General features: G+C 68.4%; 21 protein-coding genes and 1 riboswitch. Of the genes, 20 read left to right on the top strand and 1 reads right to left on the bottom strand.

The window, feature by feature from the left end; genetic code table 11:
• Nucleotides 1-14: 14 nt before the first annotated feature.
• The 7 genes from rsmI to groL all read left to right on the top strand — a co-directional run bounded on the left by rsmI (nucleotide 15) and on the right by groL (nucleotide 9,498).
• The gene (rsmI, locus tag ACFQ91_RS00530) at nucleotides 15-866 is read left to right on the top strand and encodes a 16S rRNA (cytidine(1402)-2'-O)-methyltransferase (protein ID WP_232623922.1); all 852 of its coding nucleotides are present in this window, start codon (nucleotides 15-17) and stop codon (nucleotides 864-866) included.
• A 456-nt stretch (nucleotides 867-1,322) separates the two neighbouring features.
• Nucleotides 1,323-2,411 (top strand): hypothetical protein, encoded by a 1,089-nt coding sequence (locus tag ACFQ91_RS00525; RefSeq protein WP_198499448.1) that lies wholly within the window; start codon nucleotides 1,323-1,325, stop codon nucleotides 2,409-2,411.
• A gap of 289 nt (nucleotides 2,412-2,700) precedes the next feature.
• Nucleotides 2,701-4,416 (top strand): methionine--tRNA ligase, encoded by a 1,716-nt coding sequence (gene metG, locus ACFQ91_RS00520; RefSeq protein ID WP_198499447.1) that lies wholly within the window; start codon nucleotides 2,701-2,703, stop codon nucleotides 4,414-4,416.
• Entirely contained in the window at nucleotides 4,416-5,492 is a 1,077-nt protein-coding gene (locus ACFQ91_RS00515; RefSeq protein WP_198499446.1) for a TatD family hydrolase, read from the top strand. The genes metG and ACFQ91_RS00515 overlap by 1 nt, the downstream gene beginning before the upstream one ends.
• A 382-nt stretch (nucleotides 5,493-5,874) precedes the next feature.
• Entirely contained in the window at nucleotides 5,875-7,104 is a 1,230-nt protein-coding gene (locus ACFQ91_RS00510; protein ID WP_198499445.1) for a resuscitation-promoting factor, read from the top strand.
• A gap of 471 nt (nucleotides 7,105-7,575) precedes the next feature.
• The gene (gene groES, locus ACFQ91_RS00505; protein ID WP_009376237.1) at nucleotides 7,576-7,869 is read left to right on the top strand and encodes a co-chaperone GroES; all 294 of its coding nucleotides are present in this window, start codon (nucleotides 7,576-7,578) and stop codon (nucleotides 7,867-7,869) included.
• Nucleotides 7,870-7,905: 36 nt separating this feature from the next.
• Nucleotides 7,906-9,498 carry a chaperonin GroEL gene (gene groL, locus ACFQ91_RS00500; protein WP_137827000.1) on the top strand — a complete coding sequence of 531 codons (1,593 nt, stop codon included), beginning with the start codon at nucleotides 7,906-7,908 and terminating at the stop codon, nucleotides 9,496-9,498.
• A 124-nt stretch (nucleotides 9,499-9,622) separates the two neighbouring features.
• Here the strand turns inward: groL and ACFQ91_RS00495 are convergent, their stop codons facing one another.
• Nucleotides 9,623-10,021 (bottom strand): SRPBCC family protein, encoded by a 399-nt coding sequence (locus ACFQ91_RS00495; protein WP_198499444.1) that lies wholly within the window; start codon nucleotides 10,019-10,021, stop codon nucleotides 9,623-9,625.
• A gap of 186 nt (nucleotides 10,022-10,207) precedes the next feature.
• Between ACFQ91_RS00495 and ACFQ91_RS00490 the strand changes: the two genes are divergently transcribed.
• The 13 genes from ACFQ91_RS00490 (at nucleotide 10,208) to thiD (ending at nucleotide 26,092) form a co-directional block, all read left to right on the top strand.
• Nucleotides 10,208-10,876 carry a TetR/AcrR family transcriptional regulator gene (locus ACFQ91_RS00490; protein ID WP_198499443.1) on the top strand — a complete coding sequence of 223 codons (669 nt, stop codon included), beginning with the start codon at nucleotides 10,208-10,210 and terminating at the stop codon, nucleotides 10,874-10,876.
• A gap of 10 nt (nucleotides 10,877-10,886) precedes the next feature.
• A complete protein-coding gene (locus ACFQ91_RS00485) occupies nucleotides 10,887-11,942 on the top strand; it encodes a pseudouridine synthase (protein WP_198499442.1) in 1,056 nt (351 codons plus the stop codon).
• Between the two features lie 45 nt (nucleotides 11,943-11,987).
• Nucleotides 11,988-12,650 (top strand): GntR family transcriptional regulator, encoded by a 663-nt coding sequence (locus tag ACFQ91_RS00480; protein WP_376870556.1) that lies wholly within the window; start codon nucleotides 11,988-11,990, stop codon nucleotides 12,648-12,650.
• Nucleotides 12,651-12,856: 206 nt separating this feature from the next.
• Nucleotides 12,857-14,371: an IMP dehydrogenase gene (gene guaB, locus ACFQ91_RS00475; RefSeq protein WP_211978853.1), complete on the top strand. Its 1,515-nt coding sequence runs from the start codon at nucleotides 12,857-12,859 to the stop codon at nucleotides 14,369-14,371.
• Between the two features lie 407 nt (nucleotides 14,372-14,778).
• Nucleotides 14,779-16,347, top strand: coding sequence for a lysine N(6)-hydroxylase/L-ornithine N(5)-oxygenase family protein (locus tag ACFQ91_RS00470; protein ID WP_211978854.1), 1,569 nt, complete (start codon nucleotides 14,779-14,781; stop codon nucleotides 16,345-16,347).
• Nucleotides 16,344-18,944: a GNAT family N-acetyltransferase gene (locus ACFQ91_RS00465; RefSeq protein WP_249121021.1), complete on the top strand. Its 2,601-nt coding sequence runs from the start codon at nucleotides 16,344-16,346 to the stop codon at nucleotides 18,942-18,944. Before ACFQ91_RS00470 ends, ACFQ91_RS00465 begins: the two co-directional genes overlap by 4 nt.
• Nucleotides 18,945-19,084: 140 nt before the next feature.
• Nucleotides 19,085-20,152, top strand: a complete 1,068-nt coding sequence (locus ACFQ91_RS00460; RefSeq protein ID WP_344251161.1) for a LacI family DNA-binding transcriptional regulator — start codon at nucleotides 19,085-19,087, stop codon at nucleotides 20,150-20,152.
• Nucleotides 20,153-20,260: 108 nt separating this feature from the next.
• Entirely contained in the window at nucleotides 20,261-21,403 is a 1,143-nt protein-coding gene (locus ACFQ91_RS00455) for a substrate-binding domain-containing protein (protein ID WP_376870560.1), read from the top strand.
• An 18-nt stretch (nucleotides 21,404-21,421) separates the two neighbouring features.
• Nucleotides 21,422-22,258 (top strand): ATP-binding cassette domain-containing protein, encoded by an 837-nt coding sequence (locus ACFQ91_RS00450; protein WP_212743320.1) that lies wholly within the window; start codon nucleotides 21,422-21,424, stop codon nucleotides 22,256-22,258.
• Entirely contained in the window at nucleotides 22,255-23,466 is a 1,212-nt protein-coding gene (locus tag ACFQ91_RS00445; RefSeq protein ID WP_137825657.1) for a sugar ABC transporter permease, read from the top strand. The genes ACFQ91_RS00450 and ACFQ91_RS00445 overlap by 4 nt, the downstream gene beginning before the upstream one ends.
• A gap of 86 nt (nucleotides 23,467-23,552) precedes the next feature.
• Nucleotides 23,553-23,656: riboswitch (TPP riboswitch) on the top strand.
• Nucleotides 23,644-24,504, top strand: a complete 861-nt coding sequence (gene thiM / locus ACFQ91_RS00440; protein ID WP_137825656.1) for a hydroxyethylthiazole kinase — start codon at nucleotides 23,644-23,646, stop codon at nucleotides 24,502-24,504. It overlaps the preceding riboswitch by 13 nt.
• Nucleotides 24,501-25,226 (top strand): thiamine phosphate synthase, encoded by a 726-nt coding sequence (gene thiE, locus ACFQ91_RS00435; RefSeq protein WP_137825655.1) that lies wholly within the window; start codon nucleotides 24,501-24,503, stop codon nucleotides 25,224-25,226. The genes thiM and thiE overlap by 4 nt, the downstream gene beginning before the upstream one ends.
• On the top strand, nucleotides 25,223-26,092 hold the full coding sequence (thiD, locus tag ACFQ91_RS00430; RefSeq protein WP_137825654.1) for a bifunctional hydroxymethylpyrimidine kinase/phosphomethylpyrimidine kinase: 870 nt from the start codon (nucleotides 25,223-25,225) through the stop codon (nucleotides 26,090-26,092). The genes thiE and thiD overlap by 4 nt, the downstream gene beginning before the upstream one ends.
• The last annotated feature ends 43 nt before the right edge of the window (nucleotides 26,093-26,135 follow it).

Here is a 26,135-nt window from a genome sequence, read left to right as displayed (position 1 = left end):
AACACAGTTCCGACCTGAGCGAACACGGACCTGACCTCACCGGCGGACGACTCATCCTCGTCGGGACTCCGATCGGCAACCTCGGCGATGCGAGCCCGCGGATGCGGGAGGCCATCTCGACTGCTGACGTCATCGCCGCCGAGGACACCCGCCGTTTCCTCTCCCTCGCTCAGCGTTTGGGCATCGCGCACACGAAGCGCGTGCTCAGCGTCTTCGACCACAACGAACAGTCCCGCGCGCACGAGATCGTCGACCTCGTCCGCGGCGGGCAGACCGTCGTGCAGCTCAGCGATGCTGGGATGCCGGCGGTCTCCGACCCCGGATATCGCGTCGTCAGGGCGTGCGCCGAGGCCGATCTGCCGGTAACCGCGACGCCGGGGCCGTCGGCGGTGCTCATGGCGCTCGCCGTCTCCGGTCTGCCGAGCGACCGTTTCAGCTTCGAGGGCTTCCTGCCCCGGAAGTCCGGGGCTCGCAGGACGCTCTTCGAGGAGCTCAAGTCGGAGAAGCGGACGATGGTCTTCTTCGAAAGCCCGCACCGGATCGCCGAGGCGATGGACGACCTCGCGTCGGTCATCAGCCCCGACCGGCCGATGAGCATCAGCCGGGAACTGACGAAGACGTACGAGGAGACGCTGCGCGGCACCGTCGGGTCGCTGCGCGAGCTCGCCGCCGGTGGGCTGCGCGGGGAACTCACCCTCGTCCTCGCCGGCGCCACCGCAGTGGAGACGGCTCCGGAGGACCACCTCGGCGAGATGGAGGCGCTCATCGATTCGGGTGTGCGCGCGAAGGACGCGGCCGGCCAGATCGCGAAGCGCTTCGGCCTGTCCAAGCGGGAGATCTACGAGGCCTGGCTCCACCGCGAGTGACCCGGGGCCGTGCTGCGGGTCGTGCGCGGTCGGACTGTCGGGCCCGCCGGACGGTCCCACTCGTGTGCGATCGGCTGTGGACGGTTTGGGCTCACCTTCGTTTGGGCGGCTCTGTTAACAACGTGAGCCGCTCGTACTCGACAGAGCTCAAGCGGCGCGGGCGAGGTCTGCGGTCCGTTCAGCTGCGTGGTCTCACGCTTCCGATGTGCCTGACAGTGTCGATGAGTACTCGAATCCTGGCACTCTCGCCTGCGGTGATGCGTCTGTGAGGAACTGCGACGGCTAGCGACATGGAAGAACGGCGATGTCAGGAACGCCGACGCGGGTGCGGTGCCGTCGAGCCCCCTGGGGACACTGTGGGCACTTGTGCTCGCATAGCCTGTGGACGCTCATCGCGTTTCCACAGGGCACCCGCCGGCAGATGCGGCGGCCGACTGCCGGCGCCAGAGTGTGCGCATGGACGATCACAGGGAACAGCAGACGTGCAATGTGGTGACCTCTCAGACCCTGCGTGCAGCCGGGGTGACCAGCGTGGAGATCAGTCGAGCTGTCGACTGCTGTCTCATCCGCGTCTGCCGAGGGGTGTATTCGATCGCCGTCGCCTGCACCGTTCCTCGTCATGCGCGCATCCACGAGCTGATCACGGACACAGCGTGGACTGAGCAGTTCCAGGACTCTTCGATGGCCGAACGGATCGAGGATCGTGCGATTCGCGCCAAGTTGGCGCGTCTCGAGGTCATGCACTACCCGCATTATCGCCGGGGCGATGTCGTCTCCGGTGTGTCCGCAGCGCTTCTTCACGACCTGCCGATGTTCGACCTGCCATTGAGCCCGCTGACGGTCATGCATCCGACTGCGAGCACACTGAGCCCAGCCATCCGCCGCTTCCGGCGCGCGGTGCCCAGTGCTGATCGAGCGATCCTGTCTGACGTGGAAGTGACGAGCTCGATCCGCACCAGCCTGGACCTCATCGAGTACGGCGGCCCGGTTGCGGGATTCGCCGCCTTGGAGGCCACCCTGCGAAGAGGCGTCCACCAGCGGTACGGACTCAAAAAGCGTCTGGGGTTCGCCAATCCCCGTGTGCTCGCGGACATCGGCCGCAACCTCGTCGCCCAGGACTTCGCTCCTGCTGCTCTCCGACTGGCGCGTGGACGTAGACGAGCTCTCACCCTGCTTGAGCACATCTCTCCGCTGTCGGAAAGCTACGCGGAAAGTCGAAGCTCGTTCAATCTCCATCTCCTCGGCCTGCACGATTTCGACCAGCAGTGGAATGTCGCCCACGACGGGGACTTCCTCACGCGGCTGGACTTTCTCCACCGGCAGACGATGACGGCGCTGGCCGTCGACGGTTCCGGCAAGTACGAGGAGTTCGGACGCAGTCGCCTGAAGCGGGAGAGCTACCAGCACAACATGCTGCTGACGATGGGGTACAAGGTCGTCCACTTCGCCTTCAGAGACATTCTCAATCCGCAGGTGTTCGGGGCGAAGCTCTTCCAACAGGCGCCCGAGCTGCTGAAGTTCAGGGGCAAGCCCCTCCGGCTCTGAGCCTGTTCTGACCCGCCCTGCGTCGACCGGGAGGGGGTGCCGGTCGGGAGTTCTTGCCACAGCTCACCCTGGTTTCCAGAGCTCATGCCAAGAACCGAGCCCTCCAAACCAGGGTGAGCTCTAATGCCGTGGGGCTGCAGGCGCGCCTTCCCGCCGGCCCTGTGCGCGGGAACTCACCGCGCCCAGACCCGCCCCGCCGAGGCCCGCCCCGCCCCGTCGGCCACCAACGCACCCACCCCCGCGGACGCCGTCCGTCCCGCCGCTGCGCGTCCTTTAGACTGATTGACCTATGGGTTACTACGTGACAACAGCGATCGCCTACCCCAATGGGGCCATCCACATCGGGCATGCATACGAGTACATCGCCGCCGACACCATCGCGCGGTTCAAGCGCCTCGACAACCACGAGGTGTTCTTCGCCACCGGCACCGATGAGCACGGTCTGAAGATGCTCCAGGCGGCGAACAAGCTCGGCATCACTCCCAAGGAACTCGCTGACGACAACGCGAAGAACTTCCGCGACACCCAGCTGGCCCTCGGCTCGACGTTCGATCGGTTCATCCGCACGACCGACCCCGACCACTACGCGGCCTCGCAGGCGATCTGGCGCCGGCTCGAGGAGGCCGGCGACATCTACCTCGACTCGTACTCCGGCTGGTACTCGGTGCGCGACGAAGCGTTCTACACCGAGGACGAGACCGAGGTCGTCGATGGCGTGCGCCTGTCCAAGGAGACCCGCACCGAGGTGACCTGGACGGAGGAGGAGTCCTACTTCTTCCGTCTCTCGAAGTACCAGGACCGGCTCCTCGAGCTCTACCGCGACCACCCGGAGTTCATCGGGCCCGACTCCCGCCGCAACGAGGTCGCCTCGTTCGTCGCCTCCGGACTCAAGGACCTCTCGATCTCGCGCACGACCTTCGACTGGGGCGTGCCCGTGCCCGGCAACGACAAGCACGTGATGTACGTGTGGATCGACGCCCTGACGAACTACCTCACCGCCGCCGGCTACCCCGACGACGAGGAGGCCCTGGCGAAGTGGTGGCCGGCCGACGTCCATATCATCGGCAAGGACATCATCCGCTTCCACAGCGTCTACTGGCCGGCGTTCCTCATGTCTGCGGGCATCGAGCTGCCCCGCCGCGTCCACGCCCACGGCTTCCTCTTCAACGCCGGGGAGAAGATGTCGAAGTCCGTCGGCAACGTCGTCGATCCCATCGACCTCGTCGATGCGTTCGGTCTCGACACCGTCCGCTTCTTCCTCTTCCGCGAGTTCTCCTACGGCCAGGACGGCTCGTACACGAAGGACTCGATCATCACCCGCAAGAACGCCGACCTCGCCAACGAGTACGGCAACCTCGCCCAGCGCTCACTGTCGATGATCGCGAAGAACTGCGACGGCCAGGTTCCGCAGCCCGGTGAGCTCACCGAGGCGGACGAGACCCTGCTGGCGCTGGCCCGCGGCACGCTGGCGACCGCCCGAGCCCACGTCGACACCCAGTCGCTGCATCAGTATGTCGACGCGTGCTGGAAGGTCCTCTCCGAGGCCAACCGCTACTTCTCCGCGCAGGAGCCGTGGAAGCTGAAGAAGACCGATCCCGAGCGCATGGCCACCGTGCTGTGGGTGACGATCGAGGTCGTGCGCATCATCTCGATCCTCATCCAGCCGGTGATGCCCGAATCCGCGGGCCGGATCCTCGATCTCCTCGGGGTGCCCGCCGGTGTCGCCGAGGCGGGGGCGAAGGTCCTGCCGACCGCCGTCGAATCGGGGTCGGGTGCCGAAGTCATGGACACCGTGTCCGCGGGTGCCGCCGTCGGCGTCGTCGCCGGGGCGGGTGTCGCTGCCGCCGGCATCGCCCCGTCGTTCGCCGAGGAGGCCGAAGGCTCCGTGGCCGCCGCCGATATCGATCCCCGGTCGTTCGCCGCGATCGACTACCCGCTCGTGCCCGGCACATCGCTGCCGAAGCCCGAACCGGTGTTCCCGAAGTTCGTGGAGGAGACGGAGTAATGGCCTCGCGCGCCGCCGGAACGTATCCTCCGGTGCCCGAACCCCTGCCCCACCCGATCGTCGACACCCACACTCACCTCGACATCGGCACGGGAATGCGACTGCCCCTGGGTGCGGGCGAACCGGCCCCCGAGGTGACTCCGGACGAGGAAGAGGAGTTCCCCGACCTCGACTTCTTCTTCGACACCGCCGAGCAGGCCGGGGTGCGGCGGATCGTGCAGATCGGCTGCGACCTGCCGGCCGCCCGGTGGACGACGGCGCTCGTGGCCTCCCAGTTCGCCGGCCGTGCCGGTGTCGCCGATGTGAACGGGAGCCATGCCGGAACTGGCGGCAGTCAGGCCGATGCGAACGGCAGCCAGACCGACGCGAATGGTCGAAGCGCGGCGTCCGCCCTCATCGACCCGAGCGTCGTCGCGACAGTGCCGGCCCCGCCTGAGAGCCCGCGCACGTGGATGCTCGGCGGCGCGGCCCTCCACCCGAACGAGGCTCCGCGGCTGGCCGAGGCCGGTCTGCTCGATGATGCGCTCACCGAGATCGAAGCCCTTGTGACGAGCACTGACCGGATGCGTGTCGTGGGGGAGACCGGCCTCGACTACTTCCGCACCGGCGAGGACGGGATCGCCGAGCAGCAGCGGTCCTTCCGCGCCCACATCGAGATCGCCAAGCGCACCGGCCGCGCCCTGCAGATCCACGACCGCGAGGCCCACGCCGATGTGCTGCGCATCCTCCGCGAGGAGGGCGCCCCCGAGGTGACGATCTTCCACTGCTTCTCCGGCGACGAGGCGATGGCCCGCGAATGCGCCGAGGCCGGTTACTTCATGTCGTTCGCCGGCAACATCACGTTCAAGAACGCCGATGAGCTGCGCAGGGCCGCCGCGAGCGCCCCGCTCGAGCTGCTCCTCACCGAGACCGACGCCCCATTCCTCACCCCGCACCCCTACCGCGGCAAGCCCGGCGGTCCGTACCTCACCCCGATCACCGCGAGAAAGCTCGCCGAGGTGCGCGGGATGGACGCCGGTGACCTCGCCGAGGCGGTCTGGACGAACGCGGAGACCGCGCTCGGCAGCTGGGACTGATGACGGGGAGCCTGCGAGTCAGCCGGTATGGCGACCGGGGCGGACCGGCATCGCGGCCACAGCTGACCAGCCACGTGTGACCGGCCGGGGCTAGGTGACGCCGAATGGCTGCATCGAACGGCGGCGCCGACCACGCGGAGACGACGGGTCACGACGGTGAGGTCACGGCCGCCTCGGCGGTGGTGTCCGTCTCACCCTGAGAACCCGGGAAACGGTCCTGACGGCACGTGACCTGCGACGATGGCAACGGCCGCGATCGCCGAGAATCCGGGAGTCTGGGAACTTCCTGTTACGGATTCGTGATCTTTTGCGTTACATGTAACGAATCGGTTACAGTGGACGAGTTGCAAACAGCTGATCAACTCTGCTCGGGGATATTTCTGTGATTGATTTTCTCAAGAACCGCAAGGTGCAGATCGCCGCACAGGCGGTCGTCATCACCGGTCTCGTCGGTGGCACCGGCGCCGTACTCACCATGAACAAGCCCGTCACCCTCGAGGTGAACGGCGAGCCGAAGGAGATCCGCACGTTCGGCGGAACCGTCGGCCAGATTCTCGACAGCCAGGACATCGACCTCGAGAAGAACGATGAGGTCAAGCCCGGCATCGACACGAAGATCGACCGCGATATGACGGTCACGGTCAACACCGCCAAGGACATCTCGCTCACCGTCGACGGCAAGAAGACCGACGAGTGGACGAACGCGAACACCGTGGGTCAGGCGCTCGCCGACCTCGGCGTCGACGCCAAGGACGCCGACCTCAGCGCCGATGCCAACGACAAGCTCGAGGTCGAGAGCCCGACCGACATCGCGGTGACGACCGCCAAGGCGCTCACCGTCGTCGCCGACGGCAAGGACGTCAAGGTCACGGCTCCGGTCGAGACCGCAGAGGACGCCCTCAGCGAGGCGAAGGTCGAACTCGGCAAGGACGACTTCCTCTCCGTGCCGATGAGCGCATCGGTCACCGACGGCCAGGTTCTCACCGTCAACCGGGTGGAGAACAAGACCGTCAAGGAGAAGGAAGACATCAAGCCCGAGACCCAGACCAAGAAGTCGGACTCGCTCTACGTCGGCGAGACGAAGGTCGAGGACAAGGGCAAGGCCGGTGAGAAGGAAGTCGAGTACGCGGTCAAGACCATCAACGGCGACGAGGTCGAGAAGGAGAAGAAGGGCGAGAAGGTCCTCTCCGAACCGCAGGCCAAGGTCGTCGTCGAGGGCACGAAGAAGAAGGAAGCCCCGGCGCCGAAGGACGACTCCGGTTCCGGCTCCGGTGGCAGCGACTCCGGTGACTCCGGCTCCGGCGGCAGCGACTCCGGCGACTCGGGTTCGGGCTCCAGTGGCGGCGGTTCGATGTCGACCGAGGAGATCAAGGCGATGCTCGGCGGACCCGGCTCGAAGTGGTACCAGGTCGCCAAGTGCGAATCGAACTTCAACCCCCGCGCGGTCAACAAGCAGAACAACGCGCACTTCGGACTCTTCCAGTTCAAGCTCGCCACCTGGCGCAGCGTCGGCGGATCGGGCAACCCGATCGACGCCAGCCCGCAGGAGCAGTTCGACCGTGCGAAGAAGCTGCAGGCGAAGGCCGGCTGGGGCCAGTGGGCCTGCGCGTGACCTGCCTCGTCTGAGCAGTAACGCGCTGAGCGCGGCGGCCTGAGCAGGGCGGTTGCGCGAGCAGAACAGCTGAATGGCAGAAGAGGGACTCCGGAAGATTCCGGGGTCCCTCTTCCGCATCCCCGCCGAAGCGTGTCCGTCCGGGCCCTCGCCGAGGCGGTCCACCGCGGCCACCGGGCGTGCCCGTTCCGCCTGCGTCGGCACCCTCGCCGAGGCGGCCTCCCCGCCCCGACGCCAAGCGGCCTTCCCCTCACCCTGAGCTTTCGCCGAGAGCGTGACAATTCTTTGGCACTCGAGTTGACCGAGTGCTAAAGGAGTCATAGAGTCGAATTAGCACTGACGCTCAGTGAGTGCCAGTTTCATGAAGACGGTCGAACTCCTCGGCACCCGCGACGACGAGAGGTTCCTCAGGCAGCCGCCGCCGTCTGACTTCACGCAAGTTATTCACCCAGCGAAGGGAGAGAGCCCGATATGTCGGTCTCCATCAAGCCACTCGAAGATCGGATCGTCATCCGTCAGGTCGAAGCCGAGCAGACCACTGCCAGCGGTCTGGTCATTCCCGATACCGCCAAGGAGAAGCCGCAGGAAGGCGAAGTCGTCGCAGTGGGCCCCGGCCGCGTTGCTGACAACGGCAACCGCGTTCCCGTCGACGTCGCTGTCGGCGACAAGGTCATCTACTCGAAGTACGGCGGCACCGAAGTCAAGTACGCCGGCGAAGAGTACCTCGTTCTCTCGGCGCGCGACGTGCTCGCCGTCATCGGCTGAATCCACCTGAACAACGCTTAGAGAACAGGAGGACGAATGCCTAAGAATCTGGAATTCAACGACGAGGCCCGTCGTTCACTCGAAAAGGGTGTCAACACTCTCGCTGACACCGTCAAGGTGACCCTGGGACCCCGCGGACGCAACGTCGTTCTCGACAAGAAGTGGGGCGCCCCCACGATCACGAACGATGGTGTCACCATCGCGCGTGAGGTCGAGCTCGACGATCCCTACGAGAACCTCGGCGCACAGCTGGCCAAGGAAGTCGCCACCAAGACCAACGACATCGCCGGTGACGGAACCACCACCGCGACCGTCCTGGCTCAGGCCTTCGTCAACGAAGGTCTGCGCAATGTCGCCGCAGGTGCCGCCCCCGGCGCGCTCAAGCGCGGCATCGAGACCGCCGTCGAGGCCGTCTCGGACGAACTCGGCTCCATCTCCCGCGATGTCGCCGGTTCCGAGGAGATCGCCCACGTGGCCGGTCTGTCCGCCCAGTCCGAGGAGATCGGCTCGCTCATCGCCGATGCCTTCGACAAGGTCGGCAAGGACGGCGTCATCACCATCGACGAATCCCAGGCTTCCGACGTGGAGCTGGAGATCACCGAGGGCATGCAGTTCGACAAGGGCTACCTGTCCCCGCACTTCGTCACCGACGCCGACCGCCAGGAAGCCATCCTGTCCGATGCGCTCATCCTCATCAACCAGGGCAAGATCTCCAACATCCAGGAGCTCCTGCCCGTCCTCGAGAAGGTGCAGCAGGCCGGCAAGCCGCTGTTCATCATCGCCGAGGACATCGAGGGCGAAGCGCTGTCGACGCTGGTGGTCAACAAGCTGCGCGGCATCCTCAACGTCTGCGCCGTCAAGGCTCCCGGTTTCGGTGACCGCCGCAAGGCCATCCTCGAGGACCTCGCCGTCCTCACCGGTGGTCAGGTCGTCACCCCGGACATGGGCATGAAGCTCGACCAGGTCACCCTCGACGAGCTCGGCAACGCCCGCACGATCACCGTCACCAAGGACACCACCACCATCGTCGATGGTGCCGGTGCCGATGACGCAGTGGCCGGGCGCGTCGCCCAGATCCGCTCCGAGATCGAGAACACCGACTCCGACTGGGATCGTGAGAAGCTGCAGGAGCGCTTGGCCAAGCTCTCCGGTGGCGTTGCGGTCATCAAGGTCGGCGCCGCCACCGAGGTGGAGCTCAAGGAGCGCAAGCACCGCGTCGAAGACGCCGTGTCCGCGACCCGTGCGGCCATCGAGGAAGGTGTCGTCGCCGGTGGCGGTTCGGCACTCATCCACGCCGCCAAGGTGCTCGACGGCAAGGACTTCGGTCTCGACTACGACGGTGCCACCGGTGTGGAGATCGTCAAGCGCGGAATCGTCCAGCCCCTGCGCTGGATCGCCGAGAACGCCGGCCAGGACGGCTACGTCGTCGTCTCCAAGGTGCAGGACCTCGAGTCCGGCCAGGGATACAACGCCGCCACCGACTCCTACGGCGACCTCATCTCCGCAGGCATCATCGACCCGGTCAAGGTCACCCGTTCGGCTCTGCGCAACGCAGCGTCGATCGCGGCCCTGGTGCTCACCACCGAGACCCTGGTCGTCGAGAAGAAGGACGACGAGGACGAGGACTGACCTCCCCGACCCGTCCCCTCACGGGCTGATCGGATCACCGCAGGCTCGAGCAGCCTGACGGCCCGGTCGGCCCGAGGACACCGCGAATGGCCCGGAACACTGCGTTCCGGGCCATTCGTGCGTTTCAGTCCGCTTCGAGGATCGCGGCGAGCCGATCGAGGTCGGCGGCCACCGCCGCCGCGTCGCGGTCGACGTCCGCAGCGCTCATCCCCGCGCGGTGGACGACGGTGAAGGCGACCTCGCTGACCTCGCCGTGGGGGAGGACCCGGAAGGGATTGTGATTGACCGTGCCGTCGGGGAACACGACGTCGTGGTCGAGGACGCCGGCACTCCGATCGCCGGTGAACCGGACTTCGACCGTGCCCATCGGGGAGTCGGTGATCCAGCGCCCTCCCTCAAGCCGGATTCCCGAGCTCAGCCCCGCCGCCCACGCCGGCAGGTTCGCCGGGTCGCCGGCGTACGCGGCCACCGCGGCGGGGGAGCGGTCGATGAGTCGGGAGATCGTGCGCGTCGCATCATCCATGGCCCCAGTAGACCACAGGAGCGCGAGATCGGCCTCCGGCAACGTGAATTCGCGCTCCAGGAAGGCGGGGCAGGGTCGGCCGCGGGCAAACCCCGAGGTCACAGGCCCTCCGTTGATTCATCATGTGAGGGGTGCCATACTCGTCAACGGTTGAATATTCATTCACCTTTGCGAGAGAGGGGCGCTGTGGCCCACCTGGAGACTGCCCGAAGTCGTGCCAACACCGCGCAGCGGCGCGCACGCATCGAACATGCGGCGCGCTTCGTCGTCGCCGACGGCGGGTTCGCCGCCGCGACCGTCCCCGCCGTCGCCCACGCCGCGTCGTGCACCACGGGGGTCATCGACAGCTGCTTCGACGACCGCGACGAGCTCCTGGCGTCGGTGTTCGCCGCTGCCGCCGGACGTGAGCTCACGGTCATCACCGAGGCGGTCGACGCGTGCTCGACGCCCGAGGCCGTCGTCGGGGCCGTCGTCGACGTCTTCATCCGCCGAGCGGTCGCCGGCCGCGGGCTGGCCTACGCTCTCCTCCTCGAAGAGGTTCCCGAACCCATCCAAGCCCAGCGCCGTGCCCTGCGCCGCGGATTCGTCGCCGCGATCTCCACGGCGCTCATGCGCTGCCTCGGCCCCGAATTCCCCACCGAGCTCTTCGCCCGATCGCTTGTCGGAGCCGTCAGCGAGAACGTCGTCGACCTCCTCGATCCGGCCCGGAGCACCCCGAACCCGCTCGAAGTCGAATGGATCGTCGACCGCGTCTCCGCGTTCTCCCGGGCAGCGCTGACCGCAGTGCCCCGCGACGGTGCCCTCACCGTGACCCCGCAGGCCTCCGCAGGGCGCCCGGGTATCTCCGCCTCGTAGACTGGGCACCATGCCCCGCAGCCCCCTTCCGCCCCGAGACGGCATCTCGGCAACGTCGCTGCGGGCGCCCGGGGGTCTGGCCACCCATGACAAGGCCCACCTGCCCGTGCCCACCTCGATCGGCGCCTGGCTGGTATCCGAATTCCCTCACGCCACCGACCTCGAGCTCCGCAGCCTGGTCGCCCGGTCGACGACCGAGCTCGAGGGTCTGCGCGCCGCGGCCGACGAACGCCACCACTCTGCCCCGCGTGACGGGGGCGACCTCATTCCCGGTCAGCTCAGCGATGCCGCCGGCAGGCCGGTGGCCTGGGGTGATCCCGTCGATCCCGGCGGCTTCTACTTCTTCCACCGACCGGTGCCCGCCGAGGCGCGGATTCCCTACGAGGTGGCGATCGTCTTCGAGGACGAGGACCTCCTCGTCGTCGACAAGCCGCACTTCCTCGCGAGCACTCCCAACGGCCGCTTCGTCCGCGAATGCGTCGTCACCCGACTCCGCGTCGACCTCGACCAGCCCGACCTCGTCGCCATCCACCGCCTCGACCGCATCACCGCCGGCCTCCTCATCCTCTCGAAGCGGCCGGCGACCCGCGGCCGCTACCAGCGGCTCTTCCAGGACCGGCAGGTGACGAAGACGTACCGGGCGCTCGCGCCCACCCCGCCCGCCGACCTGTCCTTCCCCCTCGAACGGCGCACCCGCCTCCACAAGCCCGCCGGGGGCCGGCAGGTCATCGAGGTGCCCGGGGAGGTCAATGCGATCAGCCGGATCGACCACCTCGGCGAGATCGAATCCCACGGCCGCGGGACCGGACGGGTGAGCGAATACCGGCTCGCACCCCTCACCGGCAAGACCCATCAGCTGCGCGTGCACATGAACGCCCTCGGGCTGCCGCTGCTCGGCGATCCGGTCTACCCGGTCGATCGCAGCCCCGACCCCTACGACTTCTCCGCACCGCTCCAGCTGCTCGCCGCGATGATCGACTTCACCGACCCGCTGACCGGCAGCCTCCGGCACTTCGAGACCGGGCTCGACCTCGACCGCACGGGACAGGGGATGCGGCAGGCGTAGTGGGTCGGCGACGCGGAAATGAGACGGACACGGTAGCCTGGAGGTATGAGTCCCAACGCCCCCGGATGCACCTCTGAGGCGATCGTCGCCCTGGTCCGGACCCGAATCACGAACGGTGAGTACCCTGCGGGGTCACCGGTGCGCGATGGTGCGCTCGCGAAGGAATTCAACGTCTCGCGCAATACCGCCCGCGAGTCCCTCAGCCTGCTCCGTCACGCCGGCCTGCTCACCCAGGAGCCCAACCGCGGCTTCTTCGTCCGCACCTTCGGCATCGACGAGCTCAAGGATCTCTACCGGGCCCGCCGGGTCTTCGAGATCCGCGCCGTCCAGGAATCCCAGGACGCCTCCGACGAGGCGATGGCCGCTGTCGAGGTCTCCGTCGTCCGCGCCGAGACCGCCCCGGAGAACGAGAGCTGGGCCGATGCCCAGGAGCACTCGGCCTCGTTCCACCGGGCGATCGTCGGTCTGCTCGGCTCGCCGCTGCTCGACGAGTTCTACCTCAACCTCATGGCGCGGCTGTCGACGACGTTCTCCCGCTCCCCGGAGCCGGGCAAATACCATTCGCACTGGGCGAACCCGCACCGCGACATCCTCGAGAAGATCAAATCGGGCGACCGACAGGGCGCCGAAGGGCTGCTGCGCATCCACCTCGACGACTCCGAGGCCTCGACGCTCGACCTCGCCCGCTCCGTCGGCGCCGGCCGCTGAGGCTGGGGCGGGCACCGTCCCGACCGCCTCGGTGAGCTGACCAGGACACCCGTCCGACCGCCTCGGCGGGCTGACCAGGGCACCCGTCCGACCGCCTCGGCGGGGTGTCCATTCTCACAGCCCGCGGCAGTTGAAACTGTGGATCGTCCACATGCCGCTTCGATACCATTGATCAACTGATCTCTCCGCGTCGAAAGGCTGGTCTCATGGGGAACCTCGAGCCCGCAAACGATCCGTTCTCTCTCACTGGGCTCACGTATGACGACGTTCTGCTCCTGCCCGGCGACACCGACGTCATTCCCTCGGAAGCCTCGACGACGACGCGCCTGACCAAGGAGATCGAGCTCAACATCCCGCTCGTCTCCGCGGCCATGGACACCGTCACCGAATCGCGGATGGCCATCGCCATGGCCCGCATCGGAGGACTCGGCATCATCCACCGCAACCTGTCGAAGGAAGACCAGGCCGACCAGGTCGACTACGTCAAGCGGTCCGAGTCCGGGATGATCAACGACCCCCTGACGATCACGCCGGAGAAGACGCTCGAGGAGCTCGACGAACTCTGCGGTCGCTACCGCATCTCCGGTCTGCCCGTCGTCGACGAGAACGATGTGCTGCTCGGCATCGTCACCAACCGCGACCTCCGCTTCGTCTCCCGCAGCGAATTCCCCACGCGCACCGTCGCCGAGACGATGACCCCGATGCCGATCGTCACTGCCCCCGTCGGCGTCGCACCCGAGAAGGCGTTCGAACTCCTCGCCGACAACAAGGTCGAGAAGCTCCCGCTCGTCGACGAGAACAACGTCATCAAGGGCCTCATCACCGTCAAGGACTTCGTCAAGACCGAGGAGTACCCGCTCGCGACGAAGGACGCCGAGGGCCGTCTGCGCGTCGGCGCGGCCGTCGGCTTCTACGGTGACGCCTACGATCGCGCCGGTCTCCTCGCCGAGGCGGGCGTCGACGTCCTCGTCGTCGACACCGCGAACGGCCACGCCCGCGGCGTGACCGACATGATCAAGACGATCAAGGCCGACCCGGCGTTCTCCCACGTCCAGATCATCGGCGGCAACGTCGCCACGCAGGAGGGCGCGCAGGCACTCATCGACGCCGGAGTCGACGCCGTCAAGGTCGGCGTCGGACCGGGATCGATCTGCACGACCCGCGTCGTCGCCGGTGTCGGCGTCCCGCAGGTCACCGCCATCCACCTCGCCGCCCAGGCCGCCCGCGCCGCCGGCGTCCCGGTCATCGGCGACGGCGGCCTCCAGTACTCCGGTGACATCGGCAAGGCGCTCGTCGCCGGTGCCGACACCGTCATGCTCGGCTCGCTTCTCGCCGGCTGCGACGAGTCCCCGGGCGAGCTGATCTTCGTCAACGGCAAGCAGTACAAGGCCTACCGCGGCATGGGCTCGCTCGGCGCGATGGCCCCCCGCAAGGGCAAGTCGTACTCGAAGGACCGCTACTTCCAGGCCGACATCGCCACCGACACCGAGCTCATCCCCGAGGGCATCGAAGGCCGCGTCGCCTACCGCGGACACCTCAAGCAGGTCGCCCACCAGCTCACCGGCGGACTGCGCCAGACGATGTTCTACGTCGGCGCCCGCACGATCGACGAGCTCAAGGCCAAGGGCAAGTTCGTCCGCCTGACGACTGCTGGGCTCAAGGAGAGCCACCCGCACGACATCCAGATGACCGTCGAGGCACCGAACTACGTCTCGAAGTGAGCGTCTGGTCGCAGTGAGCGGCTGAGCACAGTGAGCGGCTGAGCACAGTGAGCTTGTGAGCGGCCCTCACCGAGGTGGGGCCGCGGTCCGACTCACGGTGCGGATGCGCCCTGCTTCGCGGTCCACGCGACGACATCGACGAACGGCTGCGCCCCCCGGGTTCGGGGGTCGCAGCCGTTGTCTGTGATGAGCATCACACGACGAATTCTCGGGCGGTTCTCGACGTGGCCGTGACCGTCGCGATCCGCGCGCGCTCGCGCCCGATGGCACCTCTCCGGCACCCGGCAGTCACGCCTGTAGTCCTCTGACCTGGGCTTTCGCTCAGCACTTTTCGTCTTACTTAGGGTAGGTTTCCCTAATGCATCCGGGTTGACCCGGGACGCAGACGAAGGAGGCAACGAACGCTCATGACTGCTCAGCACTCAGTGACACCCGCACCGCCGTCCCCCACACGCGACGACTACTCACACGACTACGACCCGCACGACCCTGGCGTGCACGTCCACGACGCGCATAACCTTGGCGTGCACGACGACGCGCACAGCCCTGGCGCACACGACGACGACACCCACATCCACGACATCGTCGGCATCGGCATCGGGCCCTTCGGACTCGGGCTCGCCGCCCTGTCCGATCCGCTGCCCGACGTCGACGCCGTCTTCCTCGACCAGCGCGCGGAGTTCCGCTGGCATCCGGGCATGATGATCGAAGGCGCGACCATCCAGGTGCCCTTCCTCGCCGACCTCGTGACCATGGCCGATCCCACATCGCCGTACTCGTTCCTCCAGTTCCTCAAGGACCGCGAGCGCCTCTACCCGTTCTTCATCCGCGAATCCTTCTACCCGCTGCGTGCCGAATACGACGAGTACTGCCGGTGGGTGGCCGCCCAGCTGAGGACGCTGCGCTGGAACCGCACGGTCACCTCGGTGACCAATGACGGCGGCATCTACCGGATCATCGCCGAGGTGACCGACGCCTCCGGTCGGATCGTCGACACCGAGACCTACCGCGCGAAGCACGTCGTTCTCGGCGTCGGCACCGCACCGGTCCTTCCCCCGGCGCTGCAGGCCCTGACCAGCGGTGACGCCGAAGCGGCCGGCAACGGCCCCGTCATCCACACCGCGGACTACCTGGCCAACCGTGAGCGGCTGCTCGCGGCGGGGTCGGTGACGATCGTCGGCAGCGGACAGTCCGCCGCGGAGATCTACCGGGACCTCATCGAGGACGCCGAGGACCGCGGGGTGAGCGTCGACTGGATCACCCGCTCGCCCCGGTTCTTTCCGATGGAGTACACGAAGCTCACCCTGGAGATGACGTCACCGGAGTACACCGACCACTTCCGCGCCCTGCCCGATGACCTGCGCGGACGCATCGGACGCGAGCAGCGCAGCCTCTACAAGGGCATCAGCGCGGACCTCATCGACGACATCCACGACACGCTCTACCGGCTCAGCCGCGGCGGTCGGCGACTCCTGACGACCCTCGTCACCGATGCGGAGCTCATCTCCGCCCGTCCCGCCGAGGCGGCCGCCGGGTACGCGCTGACCTTCCGCAGCCCTGTGCTCGGGCAGACCTTCACCCGGGCGGCCGGCGCCGTCGTCGCCGCCACCGGGTACCGCGCCGGTGTCCCGGCGTTCCTCGGTCCGCTGGGCTCGGAGATCCGCCGCGACCGGGAGGGGCGCCTCGACATCAGCCGCGACTACACCGTCAATGCGGCCGGCACGATCCACGCCCTCGGCATCGAGGAGCACACTCACGGCGTCACCGGGCCCGACCTCGGTTTCGGACCGTGGCGGGCCTCCGTGGTGCTCTCCCGGGTCACAGGCCGTGAACCCTATCCCATCGAGCGGTCGATCGCATTCCAGACCTTCGGGGTACCCGGCACCGAGGCGGCCGCCGAGCCAGGCCGCCCCACCGAGGAGACCGCGCACGCCGCCGACGCATCCGTCCCCACGAAGGAGATGACCCACGCATGAGCACCGCGACGACGACCGACACGATGGACGATGCCGGTGCAGGCACTGACCTCGACACCTGCCCGACGACCGACACCAGCCGCACGACCGGAACTGCGGCGAGCGGACCTGCCGCGACCACGCTGCCCGCGGCAGGGGATGCCGGAGCCGCCGAGATCGCCCGGTCGATCTCGATCGTTCCGCTCGACCCGAAGGGCCACGCCGAGGAGGTCCACGCCTGGCTGACCCACCCGCGTTCGCACTTCTGGCAGATGACCGACTTCGACCGGCAGGCCGTGCGGTCCTACCTCGAGGCGATCCGCTCCTCACCGGATGAGAACGGCTGGATCGGGCTCATCGACGGGGAGCCTGCCTTCTACGTCGAAACCTATGCGCCGTCGCTGCTCATCCCCACCGCTGTCGTCGCCGAGGAGCCCGGCGACATCGGGATGCACCTCCTCATCGCCCCACCGCAGGGCCGGCCCCGCCGCGGCCTCACCGACGCCGTCATGGCGCGCGTCATCGACTTCTGCCTGCGCCCGCATGCGCAGGGCGGACGCGGGGCCAGCCGCGTCGTCGTCGAACCCGACGTCGGGAATGCGGCGATCCACGCGAAGAACGCGGCCGCCGGCTTCCGCGTCATCGCCGAGGCGGAGGTGCCGCTGGGGGAGGCGACGAAGACCGCGCTCGTGAGCACGTGCACCCGCTCTGACTTCGCGACCAGCCGCCTCGGGCGGCTCCTCGCCGGAGCCGGTGGCACCGGGAAGGGCGGGAGCGACCCCGAGCATCTCACGCAGGACGACTATGCCCACCTCACTCCTGAGACGTTCGCCGTGGTGAGCCGCTATCTCGTCGCGAAGGCGATCGCCGAGTTCGCCCACGAACGGCTCATCGCCCCCAGCCAGAACGCTGAGGCCGGCGAGCACGCCTGGATGCTGGTGATCCCGGCCGACCCCGACGACCCGGGAAGCGAGCTGGATGACCACTCGGGTGCCCCCGTCATCCACTACACGTTCGAGGCGCGCGTCCTCCCGCTCGAGCACTGGGTCATCGACGAAGCGAGCATCACGCGGTTCCGGGACGGGCGGGCGGTCAACCTCGATGCGCAGGAGTTCGTCCTCGAACTCCAGGACAGCCTCGGCGTGCCCGAGGACCTCATCTCGACGTACCTCGAGGAACTCGCCTCGACGGTGGCCGGCAGCGCGTTCAAGCTCACCGCGGCGCGCAGGGGTGAGCGCCCGGATTCCGCGGCGCTCGCCGATGCCGACTTCCAGACGATCGAGGCGGCGATGACCGAAGGCCACCCCGGCTTCATCGCGAACAACGGGCGCATCGGATTCGGACTGCGCGACTACCGCAGGTGGGCGCCGGAGACCGGCACACGCAACCGCCTCGAATGGGTCGCCGTCGACCGGGAGCAGTCGCACCTGGCGCTCAGCGACGGACTCGATGAGGACGACCACCTCAGGTGGGCGCTCAGCGACGACGAACGCGAGCTCTTCGGCAGCCGCCTCGCCGCCGCCGGCAGGCGCCTCGAGGACGTGCACCTCATGCCGATCCATCCGTGGCAGGCCGACCACCGGCTGGCGATCACGTTCGCCGCCGACATCGCCCGCGGCGGACTCATCCCGCTCGGGCCCGGCCTCGACGAACACCAGGCGCAGCAGTCGCTGCGGACGTTCTTCAACCATTCGCGACCGGGCGCGCCGTATGTCAAGGTCGCGCTCGCGGTGCAGAACATGGGGTTCCTCCGCGGACTCTCGCCGACCTATATGCGCGACACCCCCGCGATCAACGACTGGGTCGCTCGCCTCGTCGACGGTGACCCCGCGTTCGCCGCCTCCGGGTTCCGTCTGCTGCGCGAACGCAGCGCGATCGGCTACACCGGCGACGTCTACCACCGCACCCGTGCGACGAACCCGCACCGGAAGATGCTCGCCGGGCTGTGGCGGGAGAACCCGCTGCCGCTGCTCACCGACGGCCAGCGGACGATGACGATGGCGGCCCTGCTTCACCGCGACCACCTCGGCGAATCCCTCGTCTCCCACCTCATCCGCCGGTCGGGTCTGGGTGCGGAGGACTGGGTGCGGGCCTACCTGGGGGCGTATCTGCAGCCGCTCGTCCACGGGCTGCTCGCTCATGATCTCGTGTTCATGCCGCACGGGGAGAATCTCATCCTCATCCTCGACGCCGATGTCGTCACCGGGGTCTTCATGAAGGACATCGGCGAGGAGGTCGCCTACCTCGGCGAGGGGAAGCTGCCGCCCGCCGTCGAGCGGATCCGCGCGGTCGTTCCCGGTGAGGAGAAAGCGCTCGCGATCTTCACCGATGTCTTCGACGGGGTGCTGCGGCACCTGGCGGGGATCCTCGACGTCGACGGACTGCTCGAGGCCTCCCGGTTCTGGGCGCTCGTCGCCGAGGTGCTCGACGCCTATCAGGGAGAGAAGGCCGAGGCGGCACGCGGCATCGCCGGCGACATCGATCTGCGGGCGCCGCGGTTCAAGCATTCGTGCCTCAACCGGCTGCAGCTGCGCAACACGAAGGAGATGGTCGACATCGGCAACCAAGCCGACTCGCTGATCTTCGCCGGCACCATGCGCAACCCGGTGGGGCGCTGATCCCGCGCGGGGACCCGTACGCTGATCCCGCGCGGTGACGCTGGGCGGGGTTCGGCGGTGCCGGTAATATCGATCCCACGGCCGCCCATTCCGGGGCGGTCGCCGGGGTCGAGGCACCGGACCGTTTCGAAGGCGCACACATGGGCAAGCAGAACGACCGGCCGACACTGGCCACGGTCGCCGAACGCGCCGGTGTGAGCATCAAGACCGCGTCCCGGGTGCTCAACGGGGAGAAGCACGTCGCCAGCGCCACGGCCGCGAAGGTCGAGACGGCCGCCGAGGAGCTCGGCTTCCGCCTCAACTCCGCGGCCCGGCGCCTGCGCGAAGGCAGCCGCTCGCCCTACATCGGGGTCGTCCTCTCCGACATGGACGACCCCCTCCAGGTCCGCCTCCTCGCGCGGCTCGAAGCCGACCTGGCCGAGCGGGGGCTGCGGACCGTCGTCACCGTCACCGGGGGAGACGCGGAGCTCGAACGCACCTTCGTCGACGAATGCCTCAGCGGTGACATGTCGGGCATCTGCGTCGTCTGCTCCCAGCCGGAGTCGGCGAGCATCTACGCGACGATCTCCCGGGGTCCCGCCGCGGCGAAGACCGGTGAGATGGCCGTCGTCTCCCTCGACCCGGCGGTCACGGGGCCGGGCATCGTCACGCTCGCCGCCGACGATGTCGACGCCGGACGGCGGGCCGCCGAACAGCTCGTGCGCCACGGCCACATCAGCATCGGCGTCATCGGAGACCGAGCCCACCTTGAATCGCAGAAGCGCAGGCTCGCCGGGATCCGCGAGGTCCTCGGCGACCGCGGCGACATCGGGTGGCGGGCCTTCCTCGACGAGGATGCGCACGACCAGGCGAGTGCGAAGAACGTCGTCGCCGCCCTCCTCGGCTCCCGGGCCGCTCCGACCGCGCTCATCACGCTCTCGGCGACCGTGACGAAGGGCGCGATCGACGCCAGTCGCCGCCTCGACCAGTGGCCGGCCGTCGTCGGGATCGACGACTTCCCCGGCGCGGATCTGCTCGACGTCACCGTCGTCGACGCCGACATCGATGCGATGTCCGCCGAGGCGGTCCGGCTCCTCGACGGGGGCGTGCCGGAGCGTGGGGCGGGGCGGGGCAACGGGGCGCGAGGCGACACCGCGGCATTCGCCCGCGTCCACCTCATCCGCCGCGGCAGCGGTGAGGAGTCACCCCGGCAGGTCTCCGGGCGCTGAGTCGACGCGACAGAGGAATCACCGGACAGATGGTTGACAAACGACACCGGTGGGCGAAATATGTTGACCAGCCTGACAACGTTGTCAGAATGATGAAAGGTTTCGCGAATGCGCAGGTTCCGCCCCCAGTCACACGCACAGAAATCGTCTCTCACCGCCGTGCCCTCCTCGCTGAGGAAGCCGCGCCGGCTCGCGGTGCTCGGCGCCGCGGTCGCGATCTCCGCCCTCGCGCTCAGCGGCTGCGGCAATCAGAAGGGCCAGGGCAACGAGGCCGCCGATTCCGGCGGCGGTGACGGCCCGGTGACGATCGCCCTCCTCCTGCCGGAGTCGAAGACGACGCGCTACGAATCCCTCGACAAGCCGAACTTCGAGAAGTACGTCGCCGAGGCGAGCCCCGATGCAAAGGTCGAGTACCGCAACGCCAACCAGGACGCGACCCAGCAGCAACAGCAGTTCGAAGCCGCGGTCACCGAGGGCGTCGACGTCATCGTCCTCGACCCCGTCGACGCCTCGGCGGTCTCCTCCTCCCTGGCGAAGGCCGAAGCGAAGCAGATCCCCGTCGTCTCCTACGACCGGTTCTTCGAGGGAGCCGACTACTACACGTCGTTCGACAACAAGAAGATCGGCAACCTCCAGGGTCAGGCCCTCCTCGACGGACTCGAGGCCAAGGGCGTCGACCCGACGTCCGGACCGGTGTGGATGGTCAACGGCGACCCGAAGGACCCCAACGCCGCGGACTTCAAGGCCGGTGCCGAGGAGACGCTCAAGGGTGCCGGCGTCGACATCGCCGCCAACCACGACACGCTCGATTGGAACCCCGACGATGCCCGCCAGTGGGTCGAGGGCCAGCTGCAGGGCGGGGGTGAGAAGCCGATCGCGATCTACGCGGCCAATGACGGCACCGCCGGCGGGGTGCTCGCGGCGACGACGAAGGCGAAGCAGGATCCCGTCGTCACCGGGCAGGACGCCGAGGTCGACGGACTGCAGAACATCCTCAAGGGCGAGCAGTACGCGACGATCTACAAGTCGATCCCGCCGCAGGCCGAATACGCGGCGAAGGCCGCGGTCGCACTGGCCAACGGGGAGAAGCCCGAGGCCGGCACGACGTACAAGGACACCCCGACGGACTTCGTCGAGGCGAAGGTCGTGACGAAGGACACGATCAAGGACATCGTCGGCGATCAGATCAAGGCCTCCGACATCTGCTCGGGCATCGATGAGAAGCTGTGCACGGATGCCGGAATCAAGTAGGACGGTCCGACCAGCCCGATGACCTCACAGACGAACGATCCGACGCCCGCTTCCGGGCGGGCGTCGGAGACGCCCCAGTCCACTGCTTCCCAGCCCGTGCTCCAGCTGCGCGGGATCGACAAGCGATTCGGCGCCGTCCAGGCGCTCACCGACATCAACCTCACGATCGGCCGCGGCGAGGTCGTCGGCCTCGTCGGCGACAACGGCGCCGGCAAGTCGACGCTCATCAAGATCATCGCCGGCGTCCACTCCGCCGACGGAGGCGAGCTCATCATGGGCGGACGCCCGCAGAAGTTCTCCTCCCCGAAGGACGCACAGCGAGCCGGGGTGGCCACGGTGTTCCAGGATCTCGCACTCTGCGAGAACCTCGACGTCGTCGCCAACCTCTTCCTCGGTCACGAGCACACCCGCGGCGGCGTCCTCGACGAAGTCGCGATGGAGGCGAAGTCGTGGGAGCTGCTGCGCAGCCTGTCCGCGAAGATCCCGAGCGTGCGCGTGCCGATCGCCGCCCTGTCCGGCGGCCAGCGCCAGACGGTGGCGATCGCCCGGTCCCTCCTCGGCGAACCCTCGCTCGTCATGCTCGACGAACCGACGGCCGCCCTCGGCGTCGCCCAGACCGCCGAGGTGCTCAACCTCATCGAACGCCTCCGTGACCGTGACCTCGGGGTGCTCCTCGTCAGCCACAACATGGCCGATGTCCAGGCCGTGTGCGACCGTGTCCACGTGCTGCGGCTGGGCAAGGACGCCGGGGACTTCCCGGGAGACGAGCGCACCGACGTCCTCGTCGCCGCGATCACCGGAGCCAACGACAACGTCGTGACCCAGCGGGCCGCGCGGAGGGGTGAGCGCCGATGACCCGCAATTCCCTCATCACCGACGAGCGGATCTCCGACGAGGGGCTCGTGCGGACGTTCGTCCGCCGGATCCGGGAAGGCCAGCTCGGGTCGTTCCCCGTCATCCTCGCCCTCGTCGTCATCGTCATCGTCTTCCAGTCGGCGAACAGCAACTTCCTCTCACCGGCGAATCTCGTCAACCTCTCCACCCAGGTCGCCTACCTGGCGATCCTCGCACTCGGGATCAACCTCATCCTCCTCCTCGGCGAGATCGACCTCTCGCTCGCCCAGCTCGGCGGTCTCGCCGCCTCGGTGCTCGGTGTCCTCGTCGTCCGGCAGGGGGTCCCGCCGGTGATCGCGGTGACGATCATCCTCCTGCTCGGCCTCGTCATCGGGGCGATCCAGGGCTGGTTCTTCGCCGTCGTCGGGATTCCCGCGTTCGTCGTCACCCTTGCCGGTCTGCTCGCGTTCACGGGGCTCACGCTCACGGTGCTCGGCACCCAGAAGAACCTCTCGATGGCCGATACGTTCGTCTTCGACTTCGCCAGCTACTACTTCCCGGCGTTCTGGGCCTACGTCTTCGGGGCGATCGCCGTCATCGGCTTCGCCGCCGGCATCATCCATTCGAAGCTGCGTCGGCACTCCGCAGGCCTCGACAGCCCGAGCTGGACGGCCGTCATCGTGCGCATCGTCGTCCTCGCGGCGATCGTCTTCGGCTTCCTCATCCTCGTCAACCAGGACTTCGGACTCGCGCTGCCGTTCTTCCTCATGATGGTCATCGCGATCATCATCGACCTCGTGCTGCGCAAGACCCGCTACGGACGCTCGATCTACGCCGTCGGCGGCAAGGTCGAAGCCGCCCGGCGCGCCGGCATCCGGGTGACGTGGGTGCGCATCAGCGTGTTCATGACCGCCGGGGTCCTCGCCGCCCTCTTCGGCTTCGTCAAGGCCGGAGTGACGACGAACGCCGGGTCGACGCTCGTGGGCACCCAGGACCTCCTCAACGCGATCGCCGCGGCCGTCATCGGCGGCACCTCCCTCTTCGGCGGGCGGGGGTCGGCGTGGGCCGCGGTCCTCGGGGCGTTCGTCGTCGGCGCGATCAACAACGGTCTCTACCTCATCGGCTTCAACTCCGATATGCAGCAGATCATCACCGCCCTCGTCCTCCTCACCGCCGTCGTCATCGACGCCGTCAGCCGGCGCGGACAGCGGTACGTCGGCAGGGGGTGAGGTCTGCTCCACCAGCGCCGAGGCGGGGGCGAGGTCAGGGGGTGACCCCACCTCACCCCCGCCTCGGCGATTTTGGTACAGTCATGGGCAATGACATGGGGTGCCCGGCGGCAGTCGCGCCGGGCTGAGAGGACACCCATCGAACCTGATCTGGGCCATGCTAGCGAAGGGATCGTCATGACTGACATCGATCTGTCGTCGGCGCACGCACGTCTGCGCGCGGCGAATCCGCTCATCCAATGCATCACGAACACGGTCGTGCAGCAGTTCAGCGCGAACGTGCTGCTCGCCGTCGGTGCGTCCCCGGCGATGCTCGACCATGAAGCCGACGCCGCACAGTTCGCGCACCTCGCCGGCGGTCTGCTCGTCAACTTCGGAACCGCGACGAACCAGCAGTTCCTCGCCGCCGACGCCGCGATCGGAGCCGTCACCGCGGACTCGACTCCGTGGGTGCTCGACCCGGTGAGCATCGGCGCAGTCGACCACCGCACCACCCGCATCCGCCGGGCCGCCGCCGATCGCCCGACCGCGATCCGCGGCAACGCCTCGGAGATCGCGGCCCTGGCAGGAGCCGGGGCCGGCGGGCGCGGCGTCGAATCCACCGACGAGGTCGACGCCGTCCTCCCCGCGGCGGCCGAGCTCGCACGGACCAGTGGGGCGATCGTCGCCGTCTCGGGCAGACGCGACGCGATCGTCGCCCACATCGACGGCGTCGATCACATCGCCCGTGTCGACGGGGGCCATGAGTTCATGCCGCTCGTCATCGGCACCGGGTGCTCGCTCGGTGCCGTGACCTCCGCCTACCTCGCCGCCGTGCCGCCGGCCGGTTCGAGTTCCGGTGCGGGGCCGGCCGGACTCGCGGCGTTCGAACAGTTCACCGCCGTCGTCGCCGCCCACGCCCACTTCGCCGTCGCCGGCGAAGCCGCAGCGGCCGGTGCCGCCGGACCGGGCAGCTATGCCGAACACTTCCTCGACGCCCTCTACACCACCGACGATGCGCGCATCGGTCAGGCACGGGTCGAAGTGACGAGAGCATGAGCGCGACGAGTGAGCGCCTGGCCGGCGTCGACGCCCGCCTCTACCTCGTCACCGATTCCGCCCAGAGCCGGGAGGCCGGACGCACCGTCGCCGAGACCGTGCTCGCGGCCGTGCGCGGGGGAGTCGGCATGGTCCAGGTCCGCGACAAGGACATCGACGACACCGAGTTCCTGACCCTGACCAGGGAGGTCATTGCCGCCGTCGCCGAGGCGGTGGCGGGTACGGACCGCCGCGTGCCCGTTGTCCTCAACGACCGGGTCGCCGTCACCCGGCACCTCCTCGATGAGGGCGCCGACGTCCACATCCATGTCGGACAGACCGACACTCCCGTCGCCGAGGTGCGCGACCTCGTCGGACCCGACCCGCTCATCGGTCTCTCCGCCGCCAGCGACGCCGAGTTCGCCGCCGCCCGGGCTGCCGGCGCCGTCGACCTCGTCGGGATCGGGCCCGTCTTCGACACGACGACGAAGACCGACGCACCGGCCGGGATCGGTCCCGACCGCCTCGGCGAACTCACGGCCGAGGCGGGTCTGCCGGCGGTGGCGATCGGCGGCATCGATGCCAGCCGGGTCCCGCAGCTGCGCGGCCGCGGACTGCTCGGCTTCTGCGTCGTCTCGGCGATCTGCCGGGCTGCCGACCCGGAACGGGCGGCCCGGGAGCTGCTCACCGCGTACGGCGACGGGACCGCGCCGGGTGCCGGCGAGGACGGGGGAGCGGCATGAGCACGCGGCCACCGATCACCCTGTCGATCGCCGGCACCGACCCCTCGGGCGGGGCGGGCATCCACGCCGACCTCAAGACGTTCACCGCCCTCGGGGTGCTGGGGACCACGGCGATCACCGCGCTCGTCGCGCAGAACACGCACGGGGTCTCCCGCGTCTACCCGATCGATGAGGACTTCGTCGTCGCCGAGCTCGACAGTGTCCTGAACGACATGCCCGTCGATGCGACGAAGACGGGGATGCTCGGGTCGACGTCGCTCGTCGACCTCGTCGTCGATCGGGCGCGCACCTCCGATCTCGGGTTCTTCACCGTCGACCCGGTCATGGTGTCGACGTCCGGGCACCGCCTCCTCGAGGTCGATGCGGTCGCCGCCGTGCGGGAGCGTCTCCTGCCCTTCGCCGATCTCATCACCCCGAACCTCCCCGAGGCCGCCCTCCTCCTCGGCGACGATGTCGCTGAGGCCCAGACCCCGGCTCAGATGCGCGACCAGGCACGCGAGCTCATCGCCCGGGGTGCCCGGGCGGTGCTCCTCAAGGGCGGTCACGCCGCGGACGGGGACGTCGCCGACATTCTCGTCACCGCTGATGGGGAGATCGCCGAGTTCTCCCACCCCCGGATCTCCACCCCGAACACGCACGGCACCGGGTGCACCCTGTCGGCTGCGATCACCGCCGAGGCGGCCGTGCTCAGGCGGGCGAACGGCGGAGAGGCGCTGAGTGCCGAGGAGGTGCACGGGGCCGTCGAGCGCGGACTCGACTTCCTCGCCCGCGCGCTCGCCTCGGCCGCGGACTGGCAGGTCAGCCTCGATGCGGCCGGTGCGCACGGGCCCGTCGACCACCAGGTCGACGTCCGCCGTCGCGGATAGCCTGTCGACCCGGCCGCTTCCCACCCGGCTGATTCCGGACAGT

It is taken from the genome of Brevibacterium sp. NPDC056726 (assembly GCF_042790515.1).
Lineage (GTDB): Bacteria > Actinomycetota > Actinomycetes > Actinomycetales > Brevibacteriaceae > Brevibacterium > Brevibacterium sanguinis.
This window is presented reverse-complemented; position numbering and strand designations above follow the sequence as displayed.